General features: G+C 67.6%; 24 protein-coding genes. 9 read left to right on the forward strand and 15 right to left on the reverse strand.

Annotated features, from left to right (window positions below):
* Positions 1–4: 4 nt before the first annotated feature.
* From B0F77_RS35290 to B0F77_RS35315, 6 genes are all read right to left on the reverse strand, one after another.
* Positions 5–1,606 carry an alpha/beta hydrolase gene (locus B0F77_RS35290; RefSeq protein WP_086667374.1) on the reverse strand — a complete coding sequence of 534 codons (1,602 nt, stop codon included), beginning with the start codon at positions 1,604–1,606 and terminating at the stop codon, positions 5–7.
* A 62-nt stretch (positions 1,607–1,668) separates the two neighbouring features.
* Entirely contained in the window at positions 1,669–2,640 is a 972-nt protein-coding gene (egtD, locus tag B0F77_RS35295) for an L-histidine N(alpha)-methyltransferase (RefSeq protein ID WP_086667375.1), read from the reverse strand.
* Positions 2,637–3,362 (reverse strand): ergothioneine biosynthesis protein EgtC, encoded by a 726-nt coding sequence (egtC, locus tag B0F77_RS35300; RefSeq protein ID WP_086667376.1) that lies wholly within the window; start codon positions 3,360–3,362, stop codon positions 2,637–2,639. The genes egtD and egtC overlap by 4 nt, the downstream gene beginning before the upstream one ends.
* A 3-nt stretch (positions 3,363–3,365) precedes the next feature.
* The gene (gene egtB, locus B0F77_RS35305) at positions 3,366–4,655 is read right to left on the reverse strand and encodes an ergothioneine biosynthesis protein EgtB (protein WP_086667377.1); all 1,290 of its coding nucleotides are present in this window, start codon (positions 4,653–4,655) and stop codon (positions 3,366–3,368) included.
* Entirely contained in the window at positions 4,652–5,740 is a 1,089-nt protein-coding gene (locus tag B0F77_RS35310; protein WP_245849056.1) for a glutamate-cysteine ligase family protein, read from the reverse strand. The genes egtB and B0F77_RS35310 overlap by 4 nt, the downstream gene beginning before the upstream one ends.
* 230 nt (positions 5,741–5,970) lie before the next feature.
* A complete protein-coding gene (locus B0F77_RS35315; protein ID WP_086667379.1) occupies positions 5,971–6,444 on the reverse strand; it encodes a quercetin 2,3-dioxygenase in 474 nt (157 codons plus the stop codon).
* Between the two features lie 61 nt (positions 6,445–6,505).
* Here B0F77_RS35315 and B0F77_RS35320 point away from each other — a divergent pair, with 61 nt between their 5' ends.
* Positions 6,506–7,141, forward strand: a complete 636-nt coding sequence (locus tag B0F77_RS35320; protein WP_086667380.1) for a TetR/AcrR family transcriptional regulator — start codon at positions 6,506–6,508, stop codon at positions 7,139–7,141.
* Positions 7,142–7,163: 22 nt separating this feature from the next.
* Here B0F77_RS35320 and B0F77_RS35325 read toward each other — a convergent pair whose 3' ends face one another.
* Together B0F77_RS35325 and B0F77_RS48200 are read right to left on the reverse strand one after the other, a co-directional pair.
* Positions 7,164–10,082 carry a PQQ-dependent sugar dehydrogenase gene (locus tag B0F77_RS35325; protein WP_143467058.1) on the reverse strand — a complete coding sequence of 973 codons (2,919 nt, stop codon included), beginning with the start codon at positions 10,080–10,082 and terminating at the stop codon, positions 7,164–7,166.
* Positions 10,083–10,283: 201 nt separating this feature from the next.
* Positions 10,284–10,436, reverse strand: a complete 153-nt coding sequence (locus B0F77_RS48200) for a hypothetical protein (RefSeq protein WP_158102908.1) — start codon at positions 10,434–10,436, stop codon at positions 10,284–10,286.
* Positions 10,437–10,589: 153 nt separating this feature from the next.
* Between B0F77_RS48200 and B0F77_RS35330 the strand changes: the two genes are divergently transcribed.
* Both B0F77_RS35330 and B0F77_RS35335 read left to right on the forward strand, forming a co-directional pair.
* Positions 10,590–11,183: a TetR/AcrR family transcriptional regulator gene (locus B0F77_RS35330; protein ID WP_086667381.1), complete on the forward strand. Its 594-nt coding sequence runs from the start codon at positions 10,590–10,592 to the stop codon at positions 11,181–11,183.
* Between the two features lie 31 nt (positions 11,184–11,214).
* Entirely contained in the window at positions 11,215–12,498 is a 1,284-nt protein-coding gene (locus B0F77_RS35335; protein ID WP_086667382.1) for a cytochrome P450, read from the forward strand.
* 209 nt (positions 12,499–12,707) lie between these two features.
* Here B0F77_RS35335 and B0F77_RS35340 read toward each other — a convergent pair whose 3' ends face one another.
* Entirely contained in the window at positions 12,708–14,177 is a 1,470-nt protein-coding gene (locus B0F77_RS35340; protein WP_245849058.1) for a peptide MFS transporter, read from the reverse strand.
* A 148-nt stretch (positions 14,178–14,325) separates the two neighbouring features.
* Between B0F77_RS35340 and B0F77_RS35345 the strand changes: the two genes are divergently transcribed.
* Complete coding sequence (locus B0F77_RS35345) at positions 14,326–14,889, forward strand: TIGR03086 family metal-binding protein (RefSeq protein WP_245849059.1); 564 nt, start codon at positions 14,326–14,328, stop codon at positions 14,887–14,889.
* Positions 14,890–14,974: 85 nt separating this feature from the next.
* Entirely contained in the window at positions 14,975–15,637 is a 663-nt protein-coding gene (locus B0F77_RS35350; RefSeq protein ID WP_086667384.1) for a glycoside hydrolase family 75 protein, read from the forward strand.
* A 356-nt stretch (positions 15,638–15,993) separates the two neighbouring features.
* Here B0F77_RS35350 and B0F77_RS35355 read toward each other — a convergent pair whose 3' ends face one another.
* Together B0F77_RS35355 and B0F77_RS35360 are read right to left on the reverse strand one after the other, a co-directional pair.
* Positions 15,994–16,461, reverse strand: coding sequence for a GNAT family N-acetyltransferase (locus tag B0F77_RS35355; RefSeq protein WP_158102909.1), 468 nt, complete (start codon positions 16,459–16,461; stop codon positions 15,994–15,996).
* On the reverse strand, positions 16,458–16,958 hold the full coding sequence (locus tag B0F77_RS35360) for a DUF4262 domain-containing protein (RefSeq protein WP_086667386.1): 501 nt from the start codon (positions 16,956–16,958) through the stop codon (positions 16,458–16,460). The genes B0F77_RS35355 and B0F77_RS35360 overlap by 4 nt, the downstream gene beginning before the upstream one ends.
* Before the next feature lie 103 nt (positions 16,959–17,061).
* Here B0F77_RS35360 and B0F77_RS35365 point away from each other — a divergent pair, with 103 nt between their 5' ends.
* Complete coding sequence (locus B0F77_RS35365; protein ID WP_158102910.1) at positions 17,062–17,895, forward strand: helix-turn-helix domain-containing protein; 834 nt, start codon at positions 17,062–17,064, stop codon at positions 17,893–17,895.
* Positions 17,892–18,059: a DUF397 domain-containing protein gene (locus tag B0F77_RS35370; RefSeq protein ID WP_086667388.1), complete on the forward strand. Its 168-nt coding sequence runs from the start codon at positions 17,892–17,894 to the stop codon at positions 18,057–18,059. The genes B0F77_RS35365 and B0F77_RS35370 overlap by 4 nt, the downstream gene beginning before the upstream one ends.
* Here the strand turns inward: B0F77_RS35370 and B0F77_RS35375 are convergent.
* Positions 18,040–18,789 carry a YebC/PmpR family DNA-binding transcriptional regulator gene (locus B0F77_RS35375; protein WP_086667389.1) on the reverse strand — a complete coding sequence of 250 codons (750 nt, stop codon included), beginning with the start codon at positions 18,787–18,789 and terminating at the stop codon, positions 18,040–18,042. The genes B0F77_RS35370 and B0F77_RS35375 overlap by 20 nt on opposite strands.
* Positions 18,786–19,415 carry a pyridoxal 5'-phosphate synthase glutaminase subunit PdxT gene (gene pdxT, locus B0F77_RS35380; RefSeq protein ID WP_086667399.1) on the reverse strand — a complete coding sequence of 210 codons (630 nt, stop codon included), beginning with the start codon at positions 19,413–19,415 and terminating at the stop codon, positions 18,786–18,788. Before pdxT ends, B0F77_RS35375 begins: the two co-directional genes overlap by 4 nt.
* Before the next feature lie 79 nt (positions 19,416–19,494).
* On the opposite strand from pdxT, the gene B0F77_RS35385 reads away from it, so the two are divergent.
* Together B0F77_RS35385 and B0F77_RS35390 are read left to right on the forward strand one after the other, a co-directional pair.
* Complete coding sequence (locus B0F77_RS35385) at positions 19,495–20,148, forward strand: hypothetical protein (RefSeq protein WP_086667390.1); 654 nt, start codon at positions 19,495–19,497, stop codon at positions 20,146–20,148.
* A gap of 83 nt (positions 20,149–20,231) precedes the next feature.
* On the forward strand, positions 20,232–21,227 hold the full coding sequence (locus B0F77_RS35390; protein WP_245849064.1) for a Rieske 2Fe-2S domain-containing protein: 996 nt from the start codon (positions 20,232–20,234) through the stop codon (positions 21,225–21,227).
* A gap of 58 nt (positions 21,228–21,285) precedes the next feature.
* On the opposite strand, the gene B0F77_RS35395 is transcribed toward B0F77_RS35390, so the two are convergent.
* Positions 21,286–21,582 carry a hypothetical protein gene (locus B0F77_RS35395; protein ID WP_086667391.1) on the reverse strand — a complete coding sequence of 99 codons (297 nt, stop codon included), beginning with the start codon at positions 21,580–21,582 and terminating at the stop codon, positions 21,286–21,288.
* A 75-nt stretch (positions 21,583–21,657) separates the two neighbouring features.
* On the reverse strand, positions 21,658–22,575 hold the full coding sequence (locus tag B0F77_RS35400) for a hypothetical protein (RefSeq protein WP_086667392.1): 918 nt from the start codon (positions 22,573–22,575) through the stop codon (positions 21,658–21,660).
* Between the last annotated feature and the right edge of the window lie 129 nt (positions 22,576–22,704).

Genomic DNA, 22,704 nt, shown 5'->3' on the forward strand with positions numbered 1-22,704 from the left:
CAAATCAGAACGGTTGGACGTTCGGCTGGTAGACCGATCCGTTCACCGGAGCGGTGAGGTCCACCAGGTAACGGGTCACCGCCGCGTCGGCACCGGCCGAGTCACCGAGGATGCAGTGACCGAACGCGTCGACGCTGATCAGCCGCGCGTTGCCGAGTTCCTTGGCCATGCGCTGCGCGAACAGGTACTGCGTAGCCGGGTCGTAGTAGTTGCCCACCACGACGACCGGGTTCTTGGTCTTGCGGTTCCACGGGCCGATCCAGCGGTCCGGGTGGCGCGCCGGCCACGTCGGGCAGGTCAGCAGGTCCGAGGCGGCCTGGTAACGACCGAACGTCGGCGACTCCTTCTCCCACTTGGCCGCCGTCGTGGCCCAGTTGCGGTTCGTGCGCGCGAACGGCTTGTCCGTGCAGTTCACGGCGTAGTACGAGTCGTCCGCGGTGTACGGGGTGTCCGGCAGCGCACGAACGTCCGCGCGACCACCGAGGTTGTTCAGCATCGGAACGTCCACAACGGACTGGACGCCCAGCGCGGCGGCGGCCGACGGGTTCTGCGCGGCGTGGATCGACTGCAGCCAAGCCGTCAGAGCCTTGAACGTCGACGGGCTGTACAGGTTGCTCGACGTGCGGCCGACGAGGTCGGTCAGCGTGACCTGGGCGCCACCGGGCAACGTCGTCGGGCCCTTGCGCAGGGTCTCGCGGATGTCGTCGTACTTCTTGCGGGCGCCACCGGCGAACGCGCACTTCTCCACACCGACCGTGTCGCAACGCTTGAGCATCGCGTCCAGCGCGATCTCGAAGCCGCGGGCACGCTCACGGTCGTACTGCGCGCCGTTGGTCAGACGCAGCTGCGGGTCGACGTTGCCGTCCAGCACCAGCGCACGCGACTTCTGCGGGAAGATGTTCGCGTAGGTCGCGCCGAGCAGCGTGCCGTACGAGAAGCCGACGTACGTGAGCTGGCGGTCGCCGACGGCCTCGCGCATGACGTCGAGGTCGCGGGCCACGGCCTCGGTCGACATGTGGTTGAGCAACGGACCGGCGTTGATCCCGCAGTAGTCCGTGTAAGCCTTGGACTGCCGGATCGAGCTCGCGATCTCGTCCTTGGTGATCGGCAGCGCGTACCAGCCGACGTTGACCGCGTCCGCCTCCTCCTGGGTGCGGAAGCAGCGCAGCGGCGCGCTGCGGCCGACACCGCGCGGGTCGAAGCCGATGAGGTCGAACTTCTCCAGGATCTCCGGCGTGAAGAAGCTGGAGCCGTAGGCGCTGTAGATCAGGCCGGCGCCACCGGGGCCGCCGGGGTTGATGAACAGCGAGCCGATCTTCTTCGCCTGGTCCAGGGCCGGACGCTTCATCATGATCACGCCCGTCTTGTCCCCGCGCGGCCGCGAGTGGTCGACGGGCACTTCCTGGACGGCACAGCTGACCTTGTCGCGCTGCGCGGCGGGAATCTCCGCGAGCACGTCGGCCGCGCACGGCCCCCACGCGGCGGGTCTGACGGCGGATGCGGCCTCGGACTGAGCTGACGCGGTCCCCAAGCCGGAGATGACGGTGCCGAGCGCGAGCGCACTGACAAGCGCCACGCGCACGGCACGCGTAGTTGCAGGAGTCATCGAAGCAGCCCATCACTGTCGACGGACCGCTTGTACCCGCCTATCGGATGGTGTTCGTCTCTTTACACCGCCTGGGCGAGCGAAACCGCGAACCTGCCCTCGGAGTCGGTCCACCACCGGTGCAACGCGAACCCGCCGTCTTCCAGCTCCTCGCGCACGCCTTCCTCGCGGAACTTGGCCGACACCTCGGTCCGGAGCTCCTCGCCCTCGTGGAAGTCGACGGTCAGGCCGAGCTCCGCGAGCGTCACCCGCATGTCTCGTTTGGCCCGCAGGCGCATCTCGATCCACTCCTGCTCGGCGTTCCACAACGCCACATGCTCGAACGCCTCGACGTCGAAGTCTCCGCCGACCTCGCGGTTGAGCACGTTCAGCACGTTGCGGTTGAACTCCGCCGTGACGCCCTGCGCGTCGTCGTACGCACGCACCAGGGTTCCGGGATCTTTCACGAGATCCGTGCCGAGCAGCAGCCACTCCCCCGGCTCCAGCACGTCGCGAACCGTGCGAAGGAACTTTTCCCGTTCCTCTGGAATCAGGTTGCCGATCGTGCCGCCCAGGAACGCCACCACCCGCGGCGACTCGCCCGGCAGCAACGACAGGTGCTGCGTGAAGTCGCCGACCACGCCGTGCACCCGCAGGCCCGGATAGTCGGCCATGATCGCGTGCGCGGCATCGGTCAACGCCGACACCGACACGTCCTGCGGCACGAACTCCTGCAGCGTGCCGTGCTCACGCAGCGCGCTGAGCAGCAACCGGGTCTTCTCCGACGACCCGGAACCCAGCTCCACCAGCGAATGCGCCCCGGTCGTGGCGGCGATCTCGGCCGCGCGGTCCGCGAGCACCTCGCGTTCGGCCCGCGTCGGGTAGTACTCGGGCAGGCGCGTGATGTCCTCGAACAACTCGCTGCCCACCGCGTCGTAGAACCACTTCGGCGAGACCCACTTGGGGCTCGCGGTCAGTCCGGCACGAACGTCGGCACGTAGCGCGTGTGCGGCGTCCTCCGGTTTGAGATGAACGTCCAGCACCGGCTCGGTCATAGGGGTCGAACCTCCACAGTGGATGGAGCGGCGGTGACCACGTGCCGGTCGGGGATCTCCCGCCAGCCCGGGTCGTCGTCAAGCGGTTCGGACGCGAGCGTCACGCTCTGTCCTTGAACCAGTACCCACAGGGCGTGTGTCCACGTTGTCCCCACGAGCACTTTTCCGTTGGTCAGCAAGAAGTTCAGCCGCGACTTCGGTGCCGCGTCCGCAACCTCCCGCACCAGTTCAACAAGCACCTGGTCCGGGTTCTTCCCGGTCTCCAGACGCCGGCTGAGAACTGCCCACAGCAGCGCCGAGTCCGTCGGGGCATCCATGGTCAGCAGATCTGTGACGTCGAGCGTCTTCGCGAGCCCCGCCACGGTGTGCGGCCAGCCGTCGACCCGTCCGTTGTGGCTGAACAGCCACGTGCCGTCGGTGAACGGCGCGCAGGCCGCGTCCGCGACGGGCATGCCGACGGTCGCGGACCGCACCGCCGCGAGGAAGGCCGTCGATTCCGTCGCCGCGAGCTGACGCAGGTTCGCGTCGCTCCACAACGTGCCGGCCCGCCGGTACCGCACCGGGCCGGGGAACCAGCCGACGCCGTAGCCGTCGACGTTCACGGTTCCCCCGGCCCGCATGTCCTGCGGCGCGTACGACTGGCGCTCCAGGGAGTGCGGTGCGTCGAAGAGCAGCCTGGCCAAGGGCAGGGCGGGGCCCAGGTAAGCCAGATGGCGGCACATCTCTCAGGCGTCCCTGGCGCAGCGGAAGCCGGCGAAGATCTGCCTTCTGATCGGGTAGTCCCAGTTGCGGAACGTCGACCGGATCGCGGACTTGTCGGTGCCGAACGAGCCACCGCGCAGCACCTTGTAGTCCGGTCCGAAGAAGACCTTCGAGTACTCGGGGTACGGGAAGACCTCGAAGCCCGGATAGCCGTGGAAGTCCGTCGAGGTCCACTCCCAGACGTCGCCGATCAACTGGTGCACGCCCGCCGGTGAAGCACCCTTGGGGTACGCGCCGACCGGTGCCGGACGCAGGTGGCGCTGCCCGAGGTTGGCGTGGATCTCGGCGGGATCCTCGTCGCCCCACGGATAACGCCTGGTCGTCGCGGTCTCGGCGTCGTAGCGGGCGGCCTTCTCCCACTCCTGCTCGGTCGGCAGCCGCTTGCCGGCCCACGTCGCGTACGCCTGGGCCTCGTGGAAGCACACGTGCACCACGGGTTCGTCCGGCACGATCGGCTCGGTGACGCCGAACGCGGTGCGGCTGAACGAGTTGCCCTCGCGGTGCCAGAACCTCGGCGCGGACAGCTTGGCCGTCGTCCGGTGCTGCCAGCCCTCTTCCGTCCACAAACGACGGTCGTCGTAACCGCCGGCCAGCGCGAACTCGGCGTATTCGGCGTTCGTCACCGGGGTGGTGTCGATGAAGAACGCGTCGACGTGGACGGTGTGCGCCGGCCGTTCGTTGTCGAGCGCCCACGGTTCGTCCGACGTGCCCATTTCGAACGGTCCGCCCGGAATGAACGCTTCCGTTGCGGGCACGAGGTTTCCGGTGGGCGGCGGCGGTGCGTGCAGGACCGGTTCGCCGGTGCGCAGCTGGTGCGTGGCGAGCATCGTCTCGTCGTGCTGTTGTTCGTGCTGCACGATCATGCCGAACGCGAAGGCGTTCTCGACGAGCCTGCGGCCCTCCAGCTGGACCTTCTCCAGCACGTCGAACACCTTGCCGCGCACGTCCCCGACGTACTGGCGGGTCTCGACAGGACTGAGCAGCGGTAACTCGGGCCGCACGCTCCTGGAGAACTTGAACGCGTCGTAGTACTCGTCGATGTCGCTGCGGACCGGTTCGCGTCCTCCGACGTCGCGAACGAGCCAGAGCTCCTCCTGGTTGCCGATGTGCGCCAGGTCCCAGACCAGCGGCGACATCAGCTTCGAGTGTTGCCGGACGAGGTCGTGCTCGTCGACGGCGTCGGTCAATGCGGTGGAACGCGCGCGAGAACGCAACAGTTCCTCCGCCACTTGCTCGCGGAGTTCTTCAGTCACAGCTTCCCCTCAAGCTCCCGGCTGATTGCGCTGATCTGGTCATGAGAGAGACCGGTGCGGTGCAACGACTCGATGCCCAGCGCGACGACGTCTTTCGCCGCTCTGGCAAGACGTTCGTCCGCCATCCCGTGCCGGGCGGCGATGAGCCACCGCCCGGTCGCCCGTTCGGTCGCCGCCAGCACACCGTCCACCACGGACGGATCGCTGAACAGCGCGACGAGCAGCGCACTCGGCGCGATCCACCCGCCAGGCGCGGGTGTGTCGAGGTATCGGATCTCGATGTACCCGCGCGGCCGCACCGGCGGGAACATCGTGGTCAGGTGGTAGTCGAGGTCGTCGCTGGTGGGGCTGCGGTCGAGCGCCCCGTCGATCCAGTCGCCGAACGTCAGTCTGCGCGGCGGAATCCAACTGGGACTCGGCCCGCGCACGACGATCACCGGTGTGTCGATGACCCGCCGCGCATAAGCCTGTGCCGGATCGGCGCACACAGCACTAGGTCTGGTGCGCACGGGATCCGTGCCGTAGAGCGTCCGCATGCGTGCCGACGCCCAGTCTTCGTGCATGCCGCCGATGCTCGGTGAGTTCGCGAACAACGCGATGAGCACCGGCCCGAGTTGGTGCACGGCGGCCCATCTGTCCTTGAGGTGCTTCTCCTCGCCGAAGTCCAGGCAGACCTGGAGACCGGCGGTGTTGCACATCATCGAGATGCCGTCGTGGCCGAGTTCGTTGAACGCGTGCTCCATCGCGGCGTACCGCGGCACCTGCAACATGCGCGTGGGACTGCGGTATTGGTCGGCGCCACGGTCGCCGAGCACGAGACCGTGGTCCGCCAGCATGGCGGTGAGCTGGGAGATGTCTTCGGCGACCGTTCGGAAGAGGTCCGGGAGGCTGGTGCAGGGAGGAGTCGAGATCTCGACCTGCCCGCCCGGTTCGACGGTCAACGGGGTGCCGCTGGGAAGCGGCCGCTGGGGGCTGTCCGGAACGAGGGTGGGTGGCGCGTGCTCTCCGAGAGCCGCGGCCAACCTGGTCTTGTCAAGCTTCTGACCTGGGTCTTCAGCGTGGTGCACGGTCCATTCGAGCTCCACGCCGAACAGCCTCGGTGGGCCGTGTTTGAAACAGACCGAGGCCACGTAAGCCTCGGCCTCGGCGCGATCGGCGAACCTCGCCGGCGCCGGCTGATTACGCAACGCAGTCACGCTGCCACACTCCCCGTGATCGTCTGGCCCATTCGACGCTACACGCGGGGTCTGACAGTTGCAGCCCTCGAATCCTTACAAATCAAGTGATCTGTCGTGCGCACGCGTGCGCGCAAGCATCAGATACCCGGCGGTGGACCGAGAAGTTCGATCGAGTGCAGGGCCGCGGCGTGCCCCAGCGCGGCGGGATCGATCACGGGCGGCGCCGGCAGGACGCGGGCCCGTGCCGGTTCCCCGACCGCCGCCGCGAAGTCCTCGAAACCGGACGGTGTGGTGATCTGCAGCGCCCGCAACGGCTCGCCCGAGCCGACCACGAACGTGTGCGGCAACCCGGCGGGCAGCAGCACGAAGTCACCCGGCCCCGCGGTGAACCTCTCGCCGTCGCAGTGGAACTCCGCGTCACCCGACAGCACGTAGAACAGCTCGTCCTCGACGAGGTGGCGATGCAGCGGGGGCGCGAAGCCGGGCGGGTTCAGGAACTCCACGACGGTGAGCCGGCCGCCGGTCTGCTCGCCGCCCGCCTTCGTCGTCATCAGGCTGCCGAGGAACCAGACCGCCTCGCCCTCGTCGGCACGGGTGAGATAGGGGCGCATGATCGCCTTCTAATTAAGTTTACCGTTGGTATAGTGAATATGCCACTAGTATGACCGAATTGTGAGCGACGTCAAGAAGCGCGAGTACCGGTCGCGGGTCCGCGAGGAGGGCGCGCGGCGAACCAGGCAGGCGGTGGTGGCAGCAGCGGCGGAGCTGTTCGTGGCACGCGGCTACGCGAGCACGTCGCTCACCGACGTCGCAAAGGCGGCGGGCGTCTCCCGGCCGACGGTCTTCGCCGCGTTCGGGTCCAAGCCCGCCTTGCTGAGCGAGGTGCTGGACGAGGCGCTGGCGGGCGACGACGAGCCGGTGCCCGTGCGGGACCGGCCGTGGTTCCGGCCCGTCTGGGACGCGCGGACCCCGGCCGCGGTGCTCGACGCCTACGCCGACGTGTGCGTGCTCATCGGTGGTCGCGCCGCAGAGCTGTTCGAGGCGGTGCGCCAGGCTGCCGACGACGCGCCGGAAGCGGCCGAGCTGTGGGCCACGCTGCTGCGCAACCGCCGGGCCGGCGCGGTGATGGTGGTCGAGCACGCGAGCGGGCTCGGGCCGCTCGCCCACGACCTCGACACCGCGATCGACGTGGTGTGGATCTACAACGACCCCGCGCACTACGCGTCGCTGGTCGGCGCGCGCGACTGGCCCGTGGCCAAGTTCCGCGACTGGCTGGCGCACAGCATGAAGCGGGCGGTCCTCGGCTGAGGACCGCCCGCTCCGCCTCGTTCTACGTGCGGGCGTTCGAACGTCCGCGCAGCACGGTGTTGGCCGTGGACGCGTTCTTGATGGCCGTCTCGATCTGCGCCATCGTGGACGACGAAGTGATTCCCGGAACCGTCGCGGTGTTCAACGCGTACAACGTGAACGTGTACGGGTTGGTGGAACCACCGGGACAGGGCCCGAAGAACTTCTGCGAATTCGCTCCCGAGCCCATCGCCTTCTGCTTCGCCCCGCCCTGACCAGGCACGGTGAAGCCGGCACCGAGGTTCTCCGGCAGCGAAGAAGTAGCAGCCGGAATGTCCCAGATCGCCCAGTGCAACTTGTTGCCGTTGTTCACGCGGTCCGCGAAGACAATGGCGTAGGCGGCCGCACCGGTGGAGGCACCCCACGCGAGCGGCGGCGACGGATCCTGACCGGCGACACCATCACCGGCGCAGGTGTACTTGGCCGGGATCATCGCGTCGTCCGCGAACGCCGAGGACGTCAGCTTGAAGCCGCCGCCACCACCTCCGCCCGAGTACTGGATGTCGATCAGCAGGATGCGGTCGTTGTTCGCCGTGCCGTCCTTGTCCGTGGACGTGGTCAGCCAGATGTCGCCGTCGTGGTCGACCTCGACCGTGCGCAGGCGGTTGTAGGTGCTCTGGAAGTACACCTTCTGGTCGACCAGCGCGTCGTTCGCGTCGATCCGCAGCCGGTAGACGCGCTGACCCACCGTCGTCGCCACGAACACGTGGTCGTTGATGATCGTCAGGCCGGAGGGCGAGGCCTGCGACGTCGACCAGACCTTCTTCGGCGCGATGTAGCCGGAGCAGCTGCCCGTGGTTCCCTCACACGCCGGGTAGCCGTAGTTGCCGCCCTTGGTGATCAGGTTGACCTCGTCCTGCGTGGAGTCGCCGAACTCGGACTCCCACAGCCGGCCCTTCGAGTCGAAGTCGAGGCCCTGCGGGTTGCGGTGGCCGAACGACCAGACGGCGTTGCCGAACGGGTTGTCCGACGGGATCGAGCCGTCCAGGTTGATCCGCAGGATCTTGCCGTTGAGCGAGTTCTTGTTCTGCGGGTTGTTGTCCGGGTTCTGCGCGTCGCCGACGGAGATGTACAGCTTGCCGTCGACCGGGCCGTACCGCAGGCGTCCGCCGTTGTGGTAGCGGTTCTTCGCCATGCCCTGCAACAGGATCTGGTACGTGTTCTGCACCAGCGCGCCGTTCTCGTACTTGATCCGGATGACGCGGTTGCCCTCGGACGCCGTGTGGTAGACGTACAGCCAGTGGTCGGTCGCGAAGGAAGGCGAGACTTCCAGGCCGAGCAGGCCGCCCTCACCGTTCGTGCCGACGGCCTGGCTGATCTTGCCGGCCAGCGTCTTCGTGCCGCTCTTGGTCAGCCGGTAGATGTTGAACGTGTTGCGCTCGCTGAACAGCGCCGAGCCGTCCGGCAGGAACACGACGCCCCACGCGACGTCGACACCGGACGCGATCGTGGACACCGCGCCGGGGTCAGGGGTACCGGAAGGCCCACCGGCCGCCGGGGTCACCTTGATCTCGTTGGAGAACCCGGACTGGTTGCCCTTCGCGTCCTTGGCCAGGACCTTGAACGCGTACTCGGTGCCGGTGGTCAGACCGGCGACGGTCGCCGTGGTGGCGTTGCCGTCCGCGGACTGCCTGAGCGTGCCGTTGACGTAGATGTCGTAGCCGGTGACGCCCACGTTGTCGGTGGAGGCGTTCCAGGCGAGGTCGACCGACGTCGCGCCCTTGGCCGGCGAACGCAGGTTGCCGGGAACGGTCGGTGCCTGGTTGTCCGGCGGCGCGGGCTGGGTGCGCCCGATGACGTTGTTGGACGCCTGCGAGACGTTGTTCGCCCGGTCCTTCGCGAACACGGTCCAGTCGTAGTCCGTGTCGGCCTGCAGGCCGGTGGCGGTCGCCTCCAGCACGTTGCCGACGCTCAGGACGTGCTGGCCGTGCTGGTAGATCTCGTAGCCGACGACACCGATGTTGTCCGTGGCCGCTTCCCACTTCAGCGACACGGTGCTGGACGTCGAGCTGACGAACTGCAGGTTCCTCGGCGGCGTCGGGGGCTCGTTGTCGACCGGGCCGACCAGGACAGCGGTCAGCTTGTCGGCGTTCGGGCCACCGTTGGCGGTCGTCGCGGTCGCCTTGATCTTGTTGGCGCCCGCGTGCAGCGTGACCCGCGCGGTCCGCGTCTGCCACGTCGTCCACGCGCCGGTGCCGGGGAACGACACGGTCTGCGCGGCGGCACCGTCCACGGTCACGCTGACGGGCCGGTCGGTCGTCGTTCCGTTGGCGTACCGGAACGTCAGCTCGTGCTCACCGCCCTGGTCCGCCGTGATCGTGTACTCGACGGACGAGCCGACCACGTTGTCGTAGTTGACGAAGCCCGTGCCGGAGAACCCGGCGTGGTTCGACTCCACGACGCCCTGCGAGATCGTCGCGTTCTCCGCCTCCTGCTCGAGAGCGGGAACCGCGTCGGTCTCCTCGACCTCCACGTAGTCGAGGTTCGGCCCGCCCGTGGCACCCGTGGACGTGAGCTTGATCTTGTTCGCGCCCGCGTTCAGGTTCACGGTGTTGTCGACCGACACCCACGTCGTCCACGCCCCCGTGCCCGCGAAGGCGCGCTCGTCGACCGCGAGGCCGCCGTTGACGCTCACGTCGACCGGCCGGTTGTCCGCGGTTCCGTTGGCGTAGCGGATGACCAGCTTCGCCTGGCCCGCCTTCGACGCGTTCACGGTGAACTCGACCGAGCTCCCCGCGACGTTGTCGACGTTGACGAACCCGGTCCCGGAGAACCCGGCGTGGTTCGACTCGACCACGCCCTGCGAGATCGTCGCGTTCTCGGCCTCGTACCTGACCGGCGCCGCAAAGGCCGACTCCGGTACCGACATCACTGCGATGGTCGTCGCGAACGCAACACCCATCGTGCCGAGCGCGCGTAACGCCCGACCTCTGCTCGGTGCCACTGTTGTGCCTCCCACGAGACGGGTAGGGGGATCACTCCATGCGGCGGCGGATTCAGTTATCGGCTGGAAACTTTCCTAACTGTCGCGCAGATCACACCACCACGAGTCAATCCCTGTCAACCCCTGCGCGACGTGCGGGAAAGCGCTTACCAAATACCGTTACCCGTCCCGGTTCTGCGCCAGCGCGGCGATCAGGTCCACGACCGTCTGGCTCACCAGCAGATCGACCACGTGCACGCCTGTGGAGTCGCGCCGCTGCCACCCGAGACGCTCCGCGAGCGTCGACAGCTTGGTGAACTCCTGCGTCTCCATGGCGGTGGAGGATATTGGTGACGCCGCGCACGCCGGCGCAGGCCCGGCCGTTGATCCACTCGAACGGGACCAACGCGAAGATCACACGGACGGACGTGTCCAATCCGTACGTACGGATTGGATTTCCCACCCTCCCCCTGCGACCATCTACCGGTGCCCAGGGTCAGTCAGGACCACCTAGACGCCCGCCGCCGTCAGATCCTCGACGGCGCGCGTTCCTGTTTCGCGCGTCATGGCTACGAAGGTGCCACGGTACGCCGTCTCGAAGAGGCGACGGGACTGTCCCGCGGCGCCATCTTCCACCACTTCCGCGACAAGGAGTCGCTCTTCCTCGCGCTGGCCGAGGACGACGCGCTGCGCATGGCCGACGTGGTCGCCGAACAGGGCCTCGTCCAGGTCATGCGCGACCTCCTCGACGAACCGGAGAAACGCGAGGAAGAGCACGCGGCGGACTGGCTGGGCACCCGTCTCGAAGTCTCCCGCAGGCTCCGCACCGACCCGGACTTCCGCGCGCGCTGGGCCGAGCGCAGTGAACAGCTCACGGCGGCCACCCGGCAACGCCTCATCCGGCAACGGGAAGCCGGCAACCTGCGCGACGACGTCGACGTGACGGTCCTGACGAACTTCCTCGAGCTCGTCCTCGAAGGTCTCGTGTCGCACCTCGCCATGGGCCTTCCGGCGGACGACATGGAGCCGGTACTCGATCTGGTCGAAGAAACCGTGCGCCGGCACCGCCGCAACTCTTGAAGGTTCTTCACGAAAACCGCACTGTGGACGAATGTCCACGCTGAAGACCACCGCCCAGTTCTTCGCGCTGCGCACGCTCGTCCGCGGCTACGCGCTCCTCGGTGACCCGTACGCGGGTGTCATGGCCTCGCCGCCGGGCCGCGATCCGTACCCGATGTACGAGAAGGTGCGTGCGAAGGGCGACATGGTCCGCAGCCGCATGGGCGCGTACGTGACGCCGTCCCGCGAGATCTGCGACTCGGTGCTGCGGGACAACCGGTTCATCACCGCCACCTTCGACGAGGCGTCGCTGGGGCCCAAGGTCGAGCTGGTCCAGAACGGCGAGAAGATCGTCAACCCGGTGCAGGACTCGTTCCTGATGATGAACCCGCCCGACCACACCCGGCTGCGCAAGCTCGTGCAGCCGTTCTTCACACCACGAGCGCTGAAGGACCGCACCGAGTCCATCCAGAAGATCGTCAGGAACTACCTGGACAAGCTCGACGACAGGTTCGACGTCGTCAGCGAGTTCGCCTCACAGGTGCCGATCCAGGTCATCGCGGACCTGCTCGGCGTGCCCGACGACCACAAGGAGATCTTCGCCCGCTGGGGCAGCTCGCTCGCCGAGACGCTCGACGGCGTGTGGTCGCACAAGCAGCTGAAGAACTTGCACGCCACCATCATCGAGTACAACGACTTCATCGACGTGCTGATCGACGAGCGCCGCCGCGACCCGAAGGACGACATCGTCAGCCACCTCGTGACGCGGCACGACGACCTCAGCCGCGAGGATCTCGTTGCCACCACCGGGTTGTTGCTGTTCGCCGGGTTCGAGACGACGGTCAACCTGATCAGCAACGGCGTGCTGAAGGCGTTCGAGAACCCGCACACCGTCGCGCCGCTGGCCCAGAGCCCGGAGTACGCCGAGGGGTTCGTCGAGGAGGTCCTCCGGCTCGACCCGCCCGTGCAGTACACGATCCGCTGGCCCAAGGAACGCCTCGATCTGGCCGGGGTGAGCCTCCCCAAAGGAATGCCGGTGATGCTCATGCTCGCGGCGGCGAACCGGGACCCGCGGGTGTTCAAGGACCCGCTGAAGTTCGACCCGACACGGTCCAACGCGCGCGAGCACCTCGCGTTCAGCGCGGGCATCCACTACTGCATCGGCGCGGGGCTGAGCCGCATCGAGGGCGCGGTCGCGTTGCACGAGTTGTTCAAGCGGTTCCCGAACCTCGCGCCGGACGGCCCGATGGCACGCCGGAAGTCGAAGCTCATCCGCGGCGCGTTGCGACTTCCGGTGCGAGCAAACGAGACCAAACGGTCACTGGCGGTGAAGTAGAGCTGACATGGGGCGAGTTTCGTCGCAGCACGTGCTCGACTTCACCCGCCTGGAGCAATGTTCGTGCCCCAATGACACATCTCCGTAGTGCATCCTTGAAGGCGAGAGGGAGACCCGCCGCACCGCCGCCGCGACGGGCCTCCCTCTCGCCTTGTTCGGGATGAAGGGCTCCTTCATCCACCTGAGGTGGATGAAGGAGCCCTTCATCGTTATTCGACGCCCGCCATCAGCTTGCGGATCGCGGGCGCGGCAACGGCCAGTGCGACACCGAGCACGATGGCCGCGCCGCCCAGCGTGAAGAAGTACGCCGACGGGCTCGTCGTGTAGAACTTCACGAGCTGCGCGGCAACCCCGGTACCGGCCGAGACCGCGAGGAACCACAGGCTCATCGTCTGCGAGGCGAACGCCTTGGGCGCCAGCTTCGTCGTCACCGACAGGCCGACCGGCGAGAGCATGAGCTCACCGCACGTCATGATCAGGAACATCACGACCAGCCAGAGCGGCGTCACCTTGCCGCTCTCGGCCGAGTTGCTCGCGAAGTACATGAGCACGAACGACAAACCCACCAGCACGAGCGCACCCGCGAACTTGCGCGGCGTGCCCGGCGCGCGGTCGGCGAGCTTCAGCCACAGCCACGCGAACACCGGTGCCAGCACGATGATCATGATCGGGTTGATCGACTGGAACCAGGCGACCGGGAATTCCCAGCCGAACACGTGGTTGTCCACGTGCGAGTCGGCGAACTCCGCGATGACCGACGCGCTCTGCTCGAAGATCAGCCAGAACATGGCGGCCGCGACGAACAGCGGGATGTACGCGAGGACGCGCGGCTTCTCGGCCGGCAGCGTCTTCTTGCTGCGGTACATCACGGTGAAGTACGTGATCGGCAGGACGATCGACATGATGCTGATCATCAGGATGACGCCCTCGACGCCGCCCAGCAGGTACGAGAGCACGCCCAGCGCGCCGATCACGACCGCGACGCCGGCGATGAGGCCGTAGACGCGCCCCTTCTCCGCGGCGGGCAACGGGTTCGGCGCCACGGCGGCCGAGCCGCGCAGGTTCTTGCGGCCGATCCGGTACTGGATCAGGCCGAGCGCCATGCCGACCGCGGCGACGGCGAACCCGGCGTGGAAGCCGATGCCGTCCGCCAGCGCGCCGGTGATCAGCGGCGACACGAAGCCACCGATGTTGATCGCCATGTAGAACACCGTGAAGCCGGCGTCGCGGCGCGTGTCGTGCTGCTCGTAGAGGCCGCCGACAACGGTCGAGATGTTCGGCTTGAGCAGTCCGGTGCCGAAGACGATGAAGATCAGGCCGAGGTACACGCCCGTGATGCCGATCGGCAGCGCCAGTGCGATGTGACCGCACATGATCAGCACGCCGCCGTAGAACGTGGCCCGCTGCCCGCCCCAGACGCGGTCGGCCAGCCATCCGCCGGCGACACCGGACATGTAGACCGCGGTGCCGTAGATGGCGACGACGGACAGCGCGAGCGCCTTGTCGACGCCCAGGCCGCCCTCGGACACGGCCGTCCACAGGTAGAGGCCGAGGATGGCCTTCATCCCGTAGAACGAGAACCGTTCCCAGAGCTCGGTGAAGAACAGCGTGGACAGGCCTCGGGGATGCCCGAAGAATCCCCTGTCCTGCTCGGAGATGCTGGCGCTAGGAGCGCTCACGTCATCGTCCTCTCGTGTCAACGTTGTCACGGCGGATCCGGTGCACATTACGCCGAACGCTCGTACGGCTGGAAACTCACGTTGCGTCCAAGTGGCCCAACTCTCACGCCGGGGTGCGGGATTGAGCGGGATTTGATGCACTGCTGGGGTGGACTTGATCGAGGCGCACGGATTGGCGATGACGGAGTTCGACCGCCGGGTGCGGGAGATCGCGCCCGAGCAGTGGGTGCTGGGTACCCCGTGCCGGGAGTGGTCGGTCAGAGATCTGGTCGGCCATCTGGTCTACGAGCAACTCTGGGCCCCGGAGTTGCTGGCCGGCTGCACGGTCGAGCAGGTCGGCGACCGCTTCGACCACGACAACCTCGGCGACGACCCGCTGGTGTCCTGGGTCGTGGCGGCCGCGGCGGCGCGCGAGGCGTGGCTGGAGCCGTCCGCGCTGACCAAGACCGTGAGCGTGTCCTCAGGGTCCATCGACGCGCAGGAGTACTGCTGGCAGATGACCACGGATCTCGCGGTGCACGCGTGGGACCTGGCGCGGTCGATCGGCGGGGACGAGCGCATCGATCCCGGGCTCGCCTCGACCGTGCTGGCGTACGTCGAGCGGAACATCGACGAGTGGAGCGAAAGTCCGCTGTTCGACTCACCAGTACCGGTCGCAACGGACGCGGACGACCAAACGCGCCTGATAGGACTGTTGGGACGTAAGCCCTAGCCCCTTGACGGCCACAACCTGAGTTGCGCAGAGTAGTGCCACCGCCGCTTTCAGTCAGGAAAGTTACCTGTCGAAAGAGGTGGAAATGCGCAAGCTCGCCCCAGGGCTTTTCGCCGTGTCCGCGCTCGTGGCGTCCGTCCTGGCCTCCCCTGCCGCCCAGGCCGCCGGCCCCAGTGCCGCGCAGCTGCTCGCCAAGCTGTCGTCCTGCCAGCAGATCTCCAGCGGCAAGTACCGCAGCGACACCGAGACCGCCGCGAACATCCCGGTCTGCGGCAAGAACGGCGCTGTTTGGTACAAGGCCGACATGGACATCGACTGTGATGGCCAGCCGACCGCGAAGTGCAGCAAGAGCACCGACCCGTGGTTCCAACCGGACACCGCCTTCCACGACTCGAAGGGCAAGCCGCTGGTCGCGGACAAGCTCCCGTACGTGGTGGTGCCGTCAGCGAGCGGCACGTGGGACTACCGCAAGTTCGGCATCCAGGGCGGTGGCGTCGTCGCCGTCATCTACAACAACCGGGTCGAGTACGCCGTCGTGGGCGACACGGGCCCGTCCAACATCATCGGTGAGGCTTCCTACGCCACCGCGGTGAACCTGGGCATCAACCCGAACCCGAAGAACGGCGGGACCGACGGCCCGGTGCACTACGTCTACTTCAAGAACTCGAAGGTGTCCCCGATCGAGGACCACGGGAAGGCCACGTCCCTCGGCGAGAGCCTGGCCCAGAAGTTCCTCAACGAGAACTGACGGCTCTTGAAGCGCCCCGCCACGCATCCCCCTGCCTCCTGCGTGGCGGGGCGCTCCTCCCCCGATCACGACCGGCCTGATCCCCCCGGACTGGCTGACCGCACGACTTTTCTACAGGTTGATCGTTGTCCGGTGTCGATGCGTGATCAGCGGACAACGACTTCCGGACAACGTTTTGGTCACCCCACTTGGCATCCCAAAGGATCGTCACAGCGCGCTGCCCCCGGCGCCGGATGCGCCGGGGGCAGCGGGTGCCGGACGGATCAGCCGACGTGTGATCGACGTCCGCACCGGTGGTTGGTCGTGGGTGGACCGCTTCAGCACCTTGCCAGGCGCTCGTGACCAGCCCCTGAACGTCAGATGACCTTCTGCTCCAGAGTGACGCACCTGATACCGACGGCATCGAGGTGTTCACCGACCCGGACAAACCCGGCGCTCTCGTAGAACGACAGGTTCCCGTCACTCTCGGCCCCGGTGAAGAGCCACACGACTCTTACCTCCTCCGGCACCTGTGTGCTGATGGCCTCCAGCAGCCTGCGGCCGACCCCGCCGCCCTGCACGTCCGGAGCGACGGCCAGCCGCGCCACCTCCATGCGTTCGCCGTCGACGCGACTGCGCACCGAGCCGATGAGTCGCGTCCCGTCGAACGCCCCGAACGCCGGCGTGCCGCTGTTCAGGTGATCCCGGATCTCGTCGAGCGTCTCGACGAGCGGCGGCAGGTCCCAGGCCCCGTAACGGCGGGCCTCCTGGAGGTACGCGGCACGCTGGATCGTCAGGACCTCACCGGCGTGCCGAGGCGCCAGCGGTCCGATGTGGACGTTCACGGCCCGGTGACCCCCGGCGTCCAGCTCTCGGGGAGCCCGCTCTCGGTGAGGACCAGCTGGTGCTCGTGGAACCCTTCCGGCGCATCGGGTTGCCACGGCCACTGCCCCTGCGGCGTGGGCACGATGATCTGCACCGCCGCGAACTCCGACCCGTCGTAGAGCAGGTACGCGCTACCGAAGAACTCCGGGTAGAAACCCTTGTAGACCCGCTCGAACACGACGGGCACGCCCTCGAAGAAGTCGTGGTAGAGCTGCCCCATCACGAACCGCTCGCCACCGCTGGCGCGCTGCACGTACATGTTGATCAGGTTCTCGCCCATCCCCTGCGGCAACCCGATCACGACGGCCTCTGCCACCCCGAACCGCCGCCAGGCCCCCACCGAGAACACGTATCCGGCGCCCTCGGCGTCCGGGTTCACGACGATGTTGGTGTGGCCGTGCCGGTCGGCCGCGGAGAGCAGCCGCGCCCGCAGTTCGATGTCTTCGTCGGAAAGCACGTCACCAGCCTACGACTTGGAGCTTCTCCAAGACTCCCACCTTCAGGCAGATTTGAAGCGAAACGATGGAGCGAAGGGGAATCGTGGGCCTACTTTCCCTTTCATGCCCAAGAGATCGTCCAGCGTGGTGGGCCGCGAGTTCGGCAACGGCGTCCGGAAAGCCGTGGAAAGCACCGGCCTGACCCAGCGCCAGCTCGCCGAGGTGCTCGGCTGGCAGGAAGCCAAGATCTCGGACATGTTGGCCGGCAAGGGCGGCGTGTCCGAGGTGGAGGTCATCACGCTCCTCGCCTACTGCCGCACGCCCCTTGCCGAACGCGAACGGCTGCTCGCGCTGTTCCGCGAATCGGGGAACGTCTACCTGCAGATGCCGGAGGACGGCGTGCCGGACCAGGTCCGCACGTTGATCGAACAGGAGAAGGACGCCAGCGAGATCACCTGCTGGTCGATGATCCTCGTGCCCGGCCTGCTCCAGATACCGGACTACGTCCATGCGGTCACCAAGGCAGCGCCCATTGACGCTGAAAACGTCCCGGCGGTCGTGGCCGCGCGGATCGCACGGGCGGAGATTGTCGAATACACCCGGACCTTCACCTTTTTCGTGCACGAACAGGCGTTGTGGCTCCCGGTCGGCGGCGAGGACGTGTGGCGGGAGCAACTTGCTCACCTGCTGCGGATGTCGGTGCGGAAGTACATCAGCCTCAGGATCATTCCCCGGTCGATCGGCATGCACGCGGGTACGTCCGGGGACTTCCGGGTGATGAAGTTTCCGAAGTTCCCGCCGGTCGTCTACATCGAGAGTGTCAAGTGCTGTCTGTTCTTCGACGACAAGGACACCGTCGACACCTACGAGAACATCCTGAAGGACCTCGCTGCCGTCGCCTTCGATGAGGAACAATCGAGGGAGGTGATCAACAGCATCTTGGAGGGCCTCCAATGACCGTGTGGCGCAAGAGCAGCTACAGCGGTACCGGCGACAACTGCGTCGAGATCGGGCACAGCGTCGGTATTCGGGACAGCAAAAAGCCGACCACCCACCTGCCCGTGAGCGCAGCTGCGTGGTCGGCCTTCTTGGAGCTGGTGGTCAGCCGACCTCGGCCATGACCTCGTCCGACACGTCGAAGTTCGCGAAGACGTTCTGCACGTCGTCGCAGTCCTCCAGCGCGTCGATGAGCTTGAAGATCTTCTTCGCGCCCTCGACCTCCAGCGCGACCGAGACCGACGGCAGGAAGCTCGACTCGGCCGACTCGTAGTCGATGCCGGAGTCCTGCAGCGCCTTGCGGACCGGGATGAGGTCACCGGCCTCGGACACGACCTCGAACGCCTCGCCCAGGTCGTTGACCTCCTCGGCACCGGCCTCGAGCACGGCCATCATCACGTCGTCCTCGGACGTGCCCGCCTTCGGCACGATCACGACGCCCTTGCGGCTGAACATGTACGCCACCGAGCCGGGGTCGGCCATCGAACCGCCGTTGCGGGTCATGGCCGTGCGGACCTCGGTCGCGGCGCGGTTGCGGTTGTCCGTGAGGCACTCGATGAGCACCGCGACGCCGTTGGGGCCGTAGCCCTCGTACATGATGGTCTGCCAGTCGGCGCCGCCGGCTTCCTCGCCGCCGCCGCGCTTGCGGGCGCGCTCGATGTTGTCCAGCGGCACCGAGTTCTTGCGGGCCTTCTGGATGGCGTCGTACAGCGTCGGGTTGCCGTCCGGGTCCCCACCACCGGTGCGGGCGGCCACCTCGATGTTCTTGATCAGCCGCGCGAAGAGCTTGCCGCGCTTGGCGTCAATAGCGGCCTTCTTGTGCTTGGTGGTCGCCCACTTGGAGTGGCCGCTCATTTCTCCTCCGAACCCTTCAAACCACGAACCATGTCCACGAACAGGCGGTGGACGCGCTCATCCCCCGTGAGCTCCGGATGAAACGCCGTGGCCAGCACGTTGCCCTGCCTGACCGCGACGATCCTACCGGCGGCGTCGCCCGCCTCAGCCGTAACGGGCACCGTAGCGAGAACCTCGACGTCGCCGCTCACCGCCTCCACCCAAGGTGCCCGGATGAACACGGCGTGCACCGTCTCCCCGGCGAGGTCGAGATCGGTCTCGAACGAGTCGACCTGCCTGCCGAAGGCATTCCGCCGCACCGTGACGTCCAAACCACCGAGCTGGTGCTGGTCCTCACGGCCGTCCAGCACGGTGTTGGCCAGCAGGATCATGCCCGCACACGACCCGTAGGCCGGGAAGCCGTCCTTGATCTTGGCCTTCAGCGGCTCCAGCAGCTCGAAGTTGTCGAGCAGCTTGCTGATGGTCGTCGACTCGCCGCCGGGGATCACGATCCCGTCGAGTTCGTCCAGCTCCTCGGCCCTGCGGATGGGCCGTGCGGTGACATCGCACTTCGCGAGCGAGACGAGGTGTTCCTGAACATCGCCCTGGAGGGCGAGCACGCCGATGACGGGTGGGGCAGCAACCATGCCCACCAGCATATTTGAGCCTGGTGGCCGCGCTGACCAGGCCCTGGGTACCGTGTTCCTCTCACGCACAGGGGGAATCGTGTTCGGGCGCAAACCCAGGCCGGAGCAGTTCGTCGACCGCGAGCAGGCGCGACTGTCGTTCCTGCAGACCGAGTACACCGCCATCCGCACCGAACTCGTCGCGGCGGTGACCACCCAGCAGACCGTGATGAGTTACGGCCTGGCCGCGATCGCCGTCATCTACACGGGCGTGCTGGCCAGTTGGACGAACGTCCCGTTGCGCAGCGGAATCCTCGCACTGGCGCCCGCGCTGCTCATGTTCGTGTGGTTCGTCTGGTACGGCGAGGTGCAACGGCTGTTACGCGCCCGCTGGTTCCTCTGGCAGCTCGAACACAAGGTCAACGACCTGCTCGCCATGCCGGGCCTGCGCGGCACCTCGGACCTGCCGCCCGGCGACGTCCTGCACTGGGAGAGCTGGGTCCGCGGCCGCAACCGCTGGCGCGCCAACCTGCACTCCCGCCCGGCCTACCACCTGGCCTCGGGGCTGCTGGGCGGCACCGGCCTGGGCACCACCGTGCTGTCCGTGGTGCTGGCCGTCATGACGAACCCGCCGACGCCGTTGCGCTGGCTGGCCGCAGGCGGGGCGGTGCTGTTCGCGCTGCTGTGCGGGTACGGGCTGATGCTGACCCGGCGCAACCCGCTGCTCAAGCAGGCCGGCCGCGCCGTGCCGTGATCCAGTTGCCCGAGTGCGCGGTGATCGTTTTTCGTCCTGACGGGCGATGCCACCGAAAGGGTTAACGGCGTTAACTCAACGGGGTGTCCAGCATCGACGACCGCATGACCACCCTGCCCCGCGACCCACGCGCAGACGAGTACCCGATGCCGTTCGTGCCACACGGCTGGTACGCGGTTCTGCGCAGCGTTCAGCTCCCTCGCGGAAAGGTCGTGCCCCTGCACTACTTCGGCCGCGCTCTCATCGCGTTCCGCGGTCCCGACGGGAAGCCCGCGGTCCGTGACGCCCACTGCCCGCACTACGGCGCGCACCTCGGCGTCGGCGGGAAGGTGGTGGACGGGACGGTCGAGTGCCCGTTCCACGGCTGGCGGTTCGGCGCGGACGGCCAGTGCACGTACGCGCCGTTCGCGGCCCGGCCCCCGAAGGTGTCGATCGGCGGGTTCGAGGTCCGGGAACACAGCGGACTGATCTTCGTCTACACCGGGCCGGACACGCCGGCGTGGGAGGTGCCGGAGATCCCGGAGGCCACCGCGGCTGAGTTCGCGCGGCCGATCGACGACGTGCAGACCTCGCGCATCCACATCCAGGAGATGCGCGAGAACATCGTCGACGAGTCCCACTTCCACTTCATCCACGGGCAGAGCGAGCCGCCGGTGCAGGACCTGGTCGTGGACGGTCCGTTCGCCGAGGTCCGCGGCCGCTTCGCGCGCAAGGTGCTGGCCTGGGACGTCGACAACACCTTCGACGTGTTCATGTACGGCCCCGGCGTCATGGTGGTGCGCGTGTTCGGCGCCATGCTCTCGTTGACCGCCATCGCGCTCACCAACCCGATCGACGACCGCACGAGCGAGTTGCGGATGCTCTACCACGTGCGCAAGCCGGCCGGACTGCCGTTCCTCGCGCCGGTGCTCAAGCTCGTCTTCCGCACGCAGGCTCTCGGCGAGGTGCGCGAGGAGGTCCGCATCTGGGACCACAAGATCCATCAGCCCCGCCCGGTGCTGCTCCAACACGAACGCGGCATCAAGGCCCTCCGCCGCTGGTACGCCCAGTTCTACCCCGACGGCTCCTCCACTTCGTGAATGCACGCGGGGAGCTTTCGTGCACTCTGAACGCACGCAAGCTCCCCGCGTGCCCGTTTCAGTGCTCGTCGTAGTGCCCGTTGTGGGCCGCGTGCCGGTGCCCGTCGTGGACGTAGTCGACGTGGTCGGCGTGCGGAACGGCCACGTGGCCACAGCCCTCACCGTGGTCGTGGTCGTGCGCGTCGTGCTCGTCGTGGCCGCTCGGCTCGCACTCGTCGAAGTGACCGTCGTGCTCGCGGTGGAGGTGACCGTCGTGGACGTAGTCGACGTGGTCGCTGTGCGGCACCCCGACGTGTCCGCAGCCGTCGCCGTGGACGTGGGTGTGCCCGGTGTGCTCGATGTGGCTCGTCGTCATGGAACAAGGCTGCTCCGCCACGCCGTCCGCCGCGTGTCCAGCCACCCGACCGAGTGACACCGGACCCGGCGACGCCTACCTGTTGGCGACCGCCGTGGCCTGCGCGACCACGTCGGCGAGGACCGGGTCGACCTGGTCCGGGTGGGCCGCGTGGAACTCCAGCAGCTCGGGACCGTACGTCTCCCAGCCCGCGACCAGGTCGCGCGCCGCCTCCGTACCCATCAGGGTGAGGACGCCGTCGGCGTCGGCGGTCGCGCAGTCCCCTGGCCCGACCGCGGCGGCCAGCAACGTCCGTGCGCTCTCCAACGCCGCCGCCGGTGCGTCCTCGAGCTCACCGAGCCGGTCGAACATCGTGGTCCACACCGCGGCGAGTTCCTCGGTCTGCTCGTCGGCGACCGAGTGCTCGCAGACGGCGTCCGCGGCGTCCACCACGAACAGCATCGCGGCGAACGGATCGGGCGTCGTGCTCCGCGTCGCGTTCCGGTGCAGCCCCGGCGCCATCTGACCGGCGTAGCGCCGCTGCAGGCCGATCAAGTTCGCGATCTCCGCGTCGACCGCGTCCGGGTTCTCCTGCTGGGCCTCCAGCAACTGCGGGCCCCACGAGGAGTACTCGCTGAACAGAGTGCGGACGGAGGTGGTGCCGGTGGCTCCGAAGGCTCCGGTGTTGCGGACGTCCAGGCACGTCTGCGGGCTGAACGACCGGGCCATCAGCGTCCTGAGCGTGTGGACGGCCTCCTGCGGAAGGCCGTCGGCCGTCTCCATCGCGGCGAGCGCGTCGTCCAGGGCGACGGCGGCTCCGCCGACCACGCCGCCACTTGTGCTGCCCGGGGTCCGGTAGTTGCCGGTGAAGTTGCACGCGTAGTCGAGCAGGTCGATCCACGACAGCACCGCCCGGACGGCATCGGGCCTCTCCGGCACAGCCGAGGCGGGCTGCACGCCGAGAACCAGCAGCGAGGTCACGATCGCGAGCAGTCGACTCAGTGGACGCGACATCAGCAGACCTTTCGGGGGAAGGCGACTGTGCGTGAAAACTACAACACGCAGGTGCCGTCTTCCCCCTGACGCACAGGGGGAATCGTGTTCGGCAGGAAAACCAGGCCAGAGCAGTTCGTCGACCGCGAG

This window comes from Lentzea kentuckyensis (assembly GCF_002150765.1).
GTDB classification, from domain to species: domain Bacteria; phylum Actinomycetota; class Actinomycetes; order Mycobacteriales; family Pseudonocardiaceae; genus Lentzea; species Lentzea kentuckyensis.

What these genes read in the sequence shown, in the direction of transcription:
- B0F77_RS35290 (WP_086667374.1), bottom strand. Translation starts at nt 1,606, where the DNA reads ATGACTCCTGCAACTACGCGTGCCGTGCGCGTGGCGCTTGTCAGTGCG.
- egtD (WP_086667375.1), bottom strand. Translation starts at nt 2,640, where the DNA reads ATGACCGAGCCGGTGCTGGACGTTCATCTCAAACCGGAGGACGCCGCA.
- egtC (WP_086667376.1), bottom strand. Translation starts at nt 3,362, where the DNA reads ATGTGCCGCCATCTGGCTTACCTGGGCCCCGCCCTGCCCTTGGCCAGG.
- B0F77_RS35315 (WP_086667379.1), bottom strand. Translation starts at nt 6,444, where the DNA reads ATGCGCCCCTATCTCACCCGTGCCGACGAGGGCGAGGCGGTCTGGTTC.
- B0F77_RS35325 (WP_143467058.1), bottom strand. Translation starts at nt 10,082, where the DNA reads ATGGGTGTTGCGTTCGCGACGACCATCGCAGTGATGTCGGTACCGGAG.
- B0F77_RS48200 (WP_158102908.1), bottom strand. Translation starts at nt 10,436, where the DNA reads ATGGAGACGCAGGAGTTCACCAAGCTGTCGACGCTCGCGGAGCGTCTC.
- B0F77_RS35335 (WP_086667382.1), top strand. Translation starts at nt 11,215, where the DNA reads ATGTCCACGCTGAAGACCACCGCCCAGTTCTTCGCGCTGCGCACGCTC.
- B0F77_RS35350 (WP_086667384.1), top strand. Translation starts at nt 14,975, where the DNA reads ATGCGCAAGCTCGCCCCAGGGCTTTTCGCCGTGTCCGCGCTCGTGGCG.
- B0F77_RS35365 (WP_158102910.1), top strand. Translation starts at nt 17,062, where the DNA reads ATGCCCAAGAGATCGTCCAGCGTGGTGGGCCGCGAGTTCGGCAACGGC.
- B0F77_RS35370 (WP_086667388.1), top strand. Translation starts at nt 17,892, where the DNA reads ATGACCGTGTGGCGCAAGAGCAGCTACAGCGGTACCGGCGACAACTGC.
- B0F77_RS35375 (WP_086667389.1), bottom strand. Translation starts at nt 18,789, where the DNA reads ATGAGCGGCCACTCCAAGTGGGCGACCACCAAGCACAAGAAGGCCGCT.
- pdxT (WP_086667399.1), bottom strand. Translation starts at nt 19,415, where the DNA reads ATGGTTGCTGCCCCACCCGTCATCGGCGTGCTCGCCCTCCAGGGCGAT.
- B0F77_RS35395 (WP_086667391.1), bottom strand. Translation starts at nt 21,582, where the DNA reads ATGACGACGAGCCACATCGAGCACACCGGGCACACCCACGTCCACGGC.
- B0F77_RS35400 (WP_086667392.1), bottom strand. Translation starts at nt 22,575, where the DNA reads ATGTCGCGTCCACTGAGTCGACTGCTCGCGATCGTGACCTCGCTGCTG.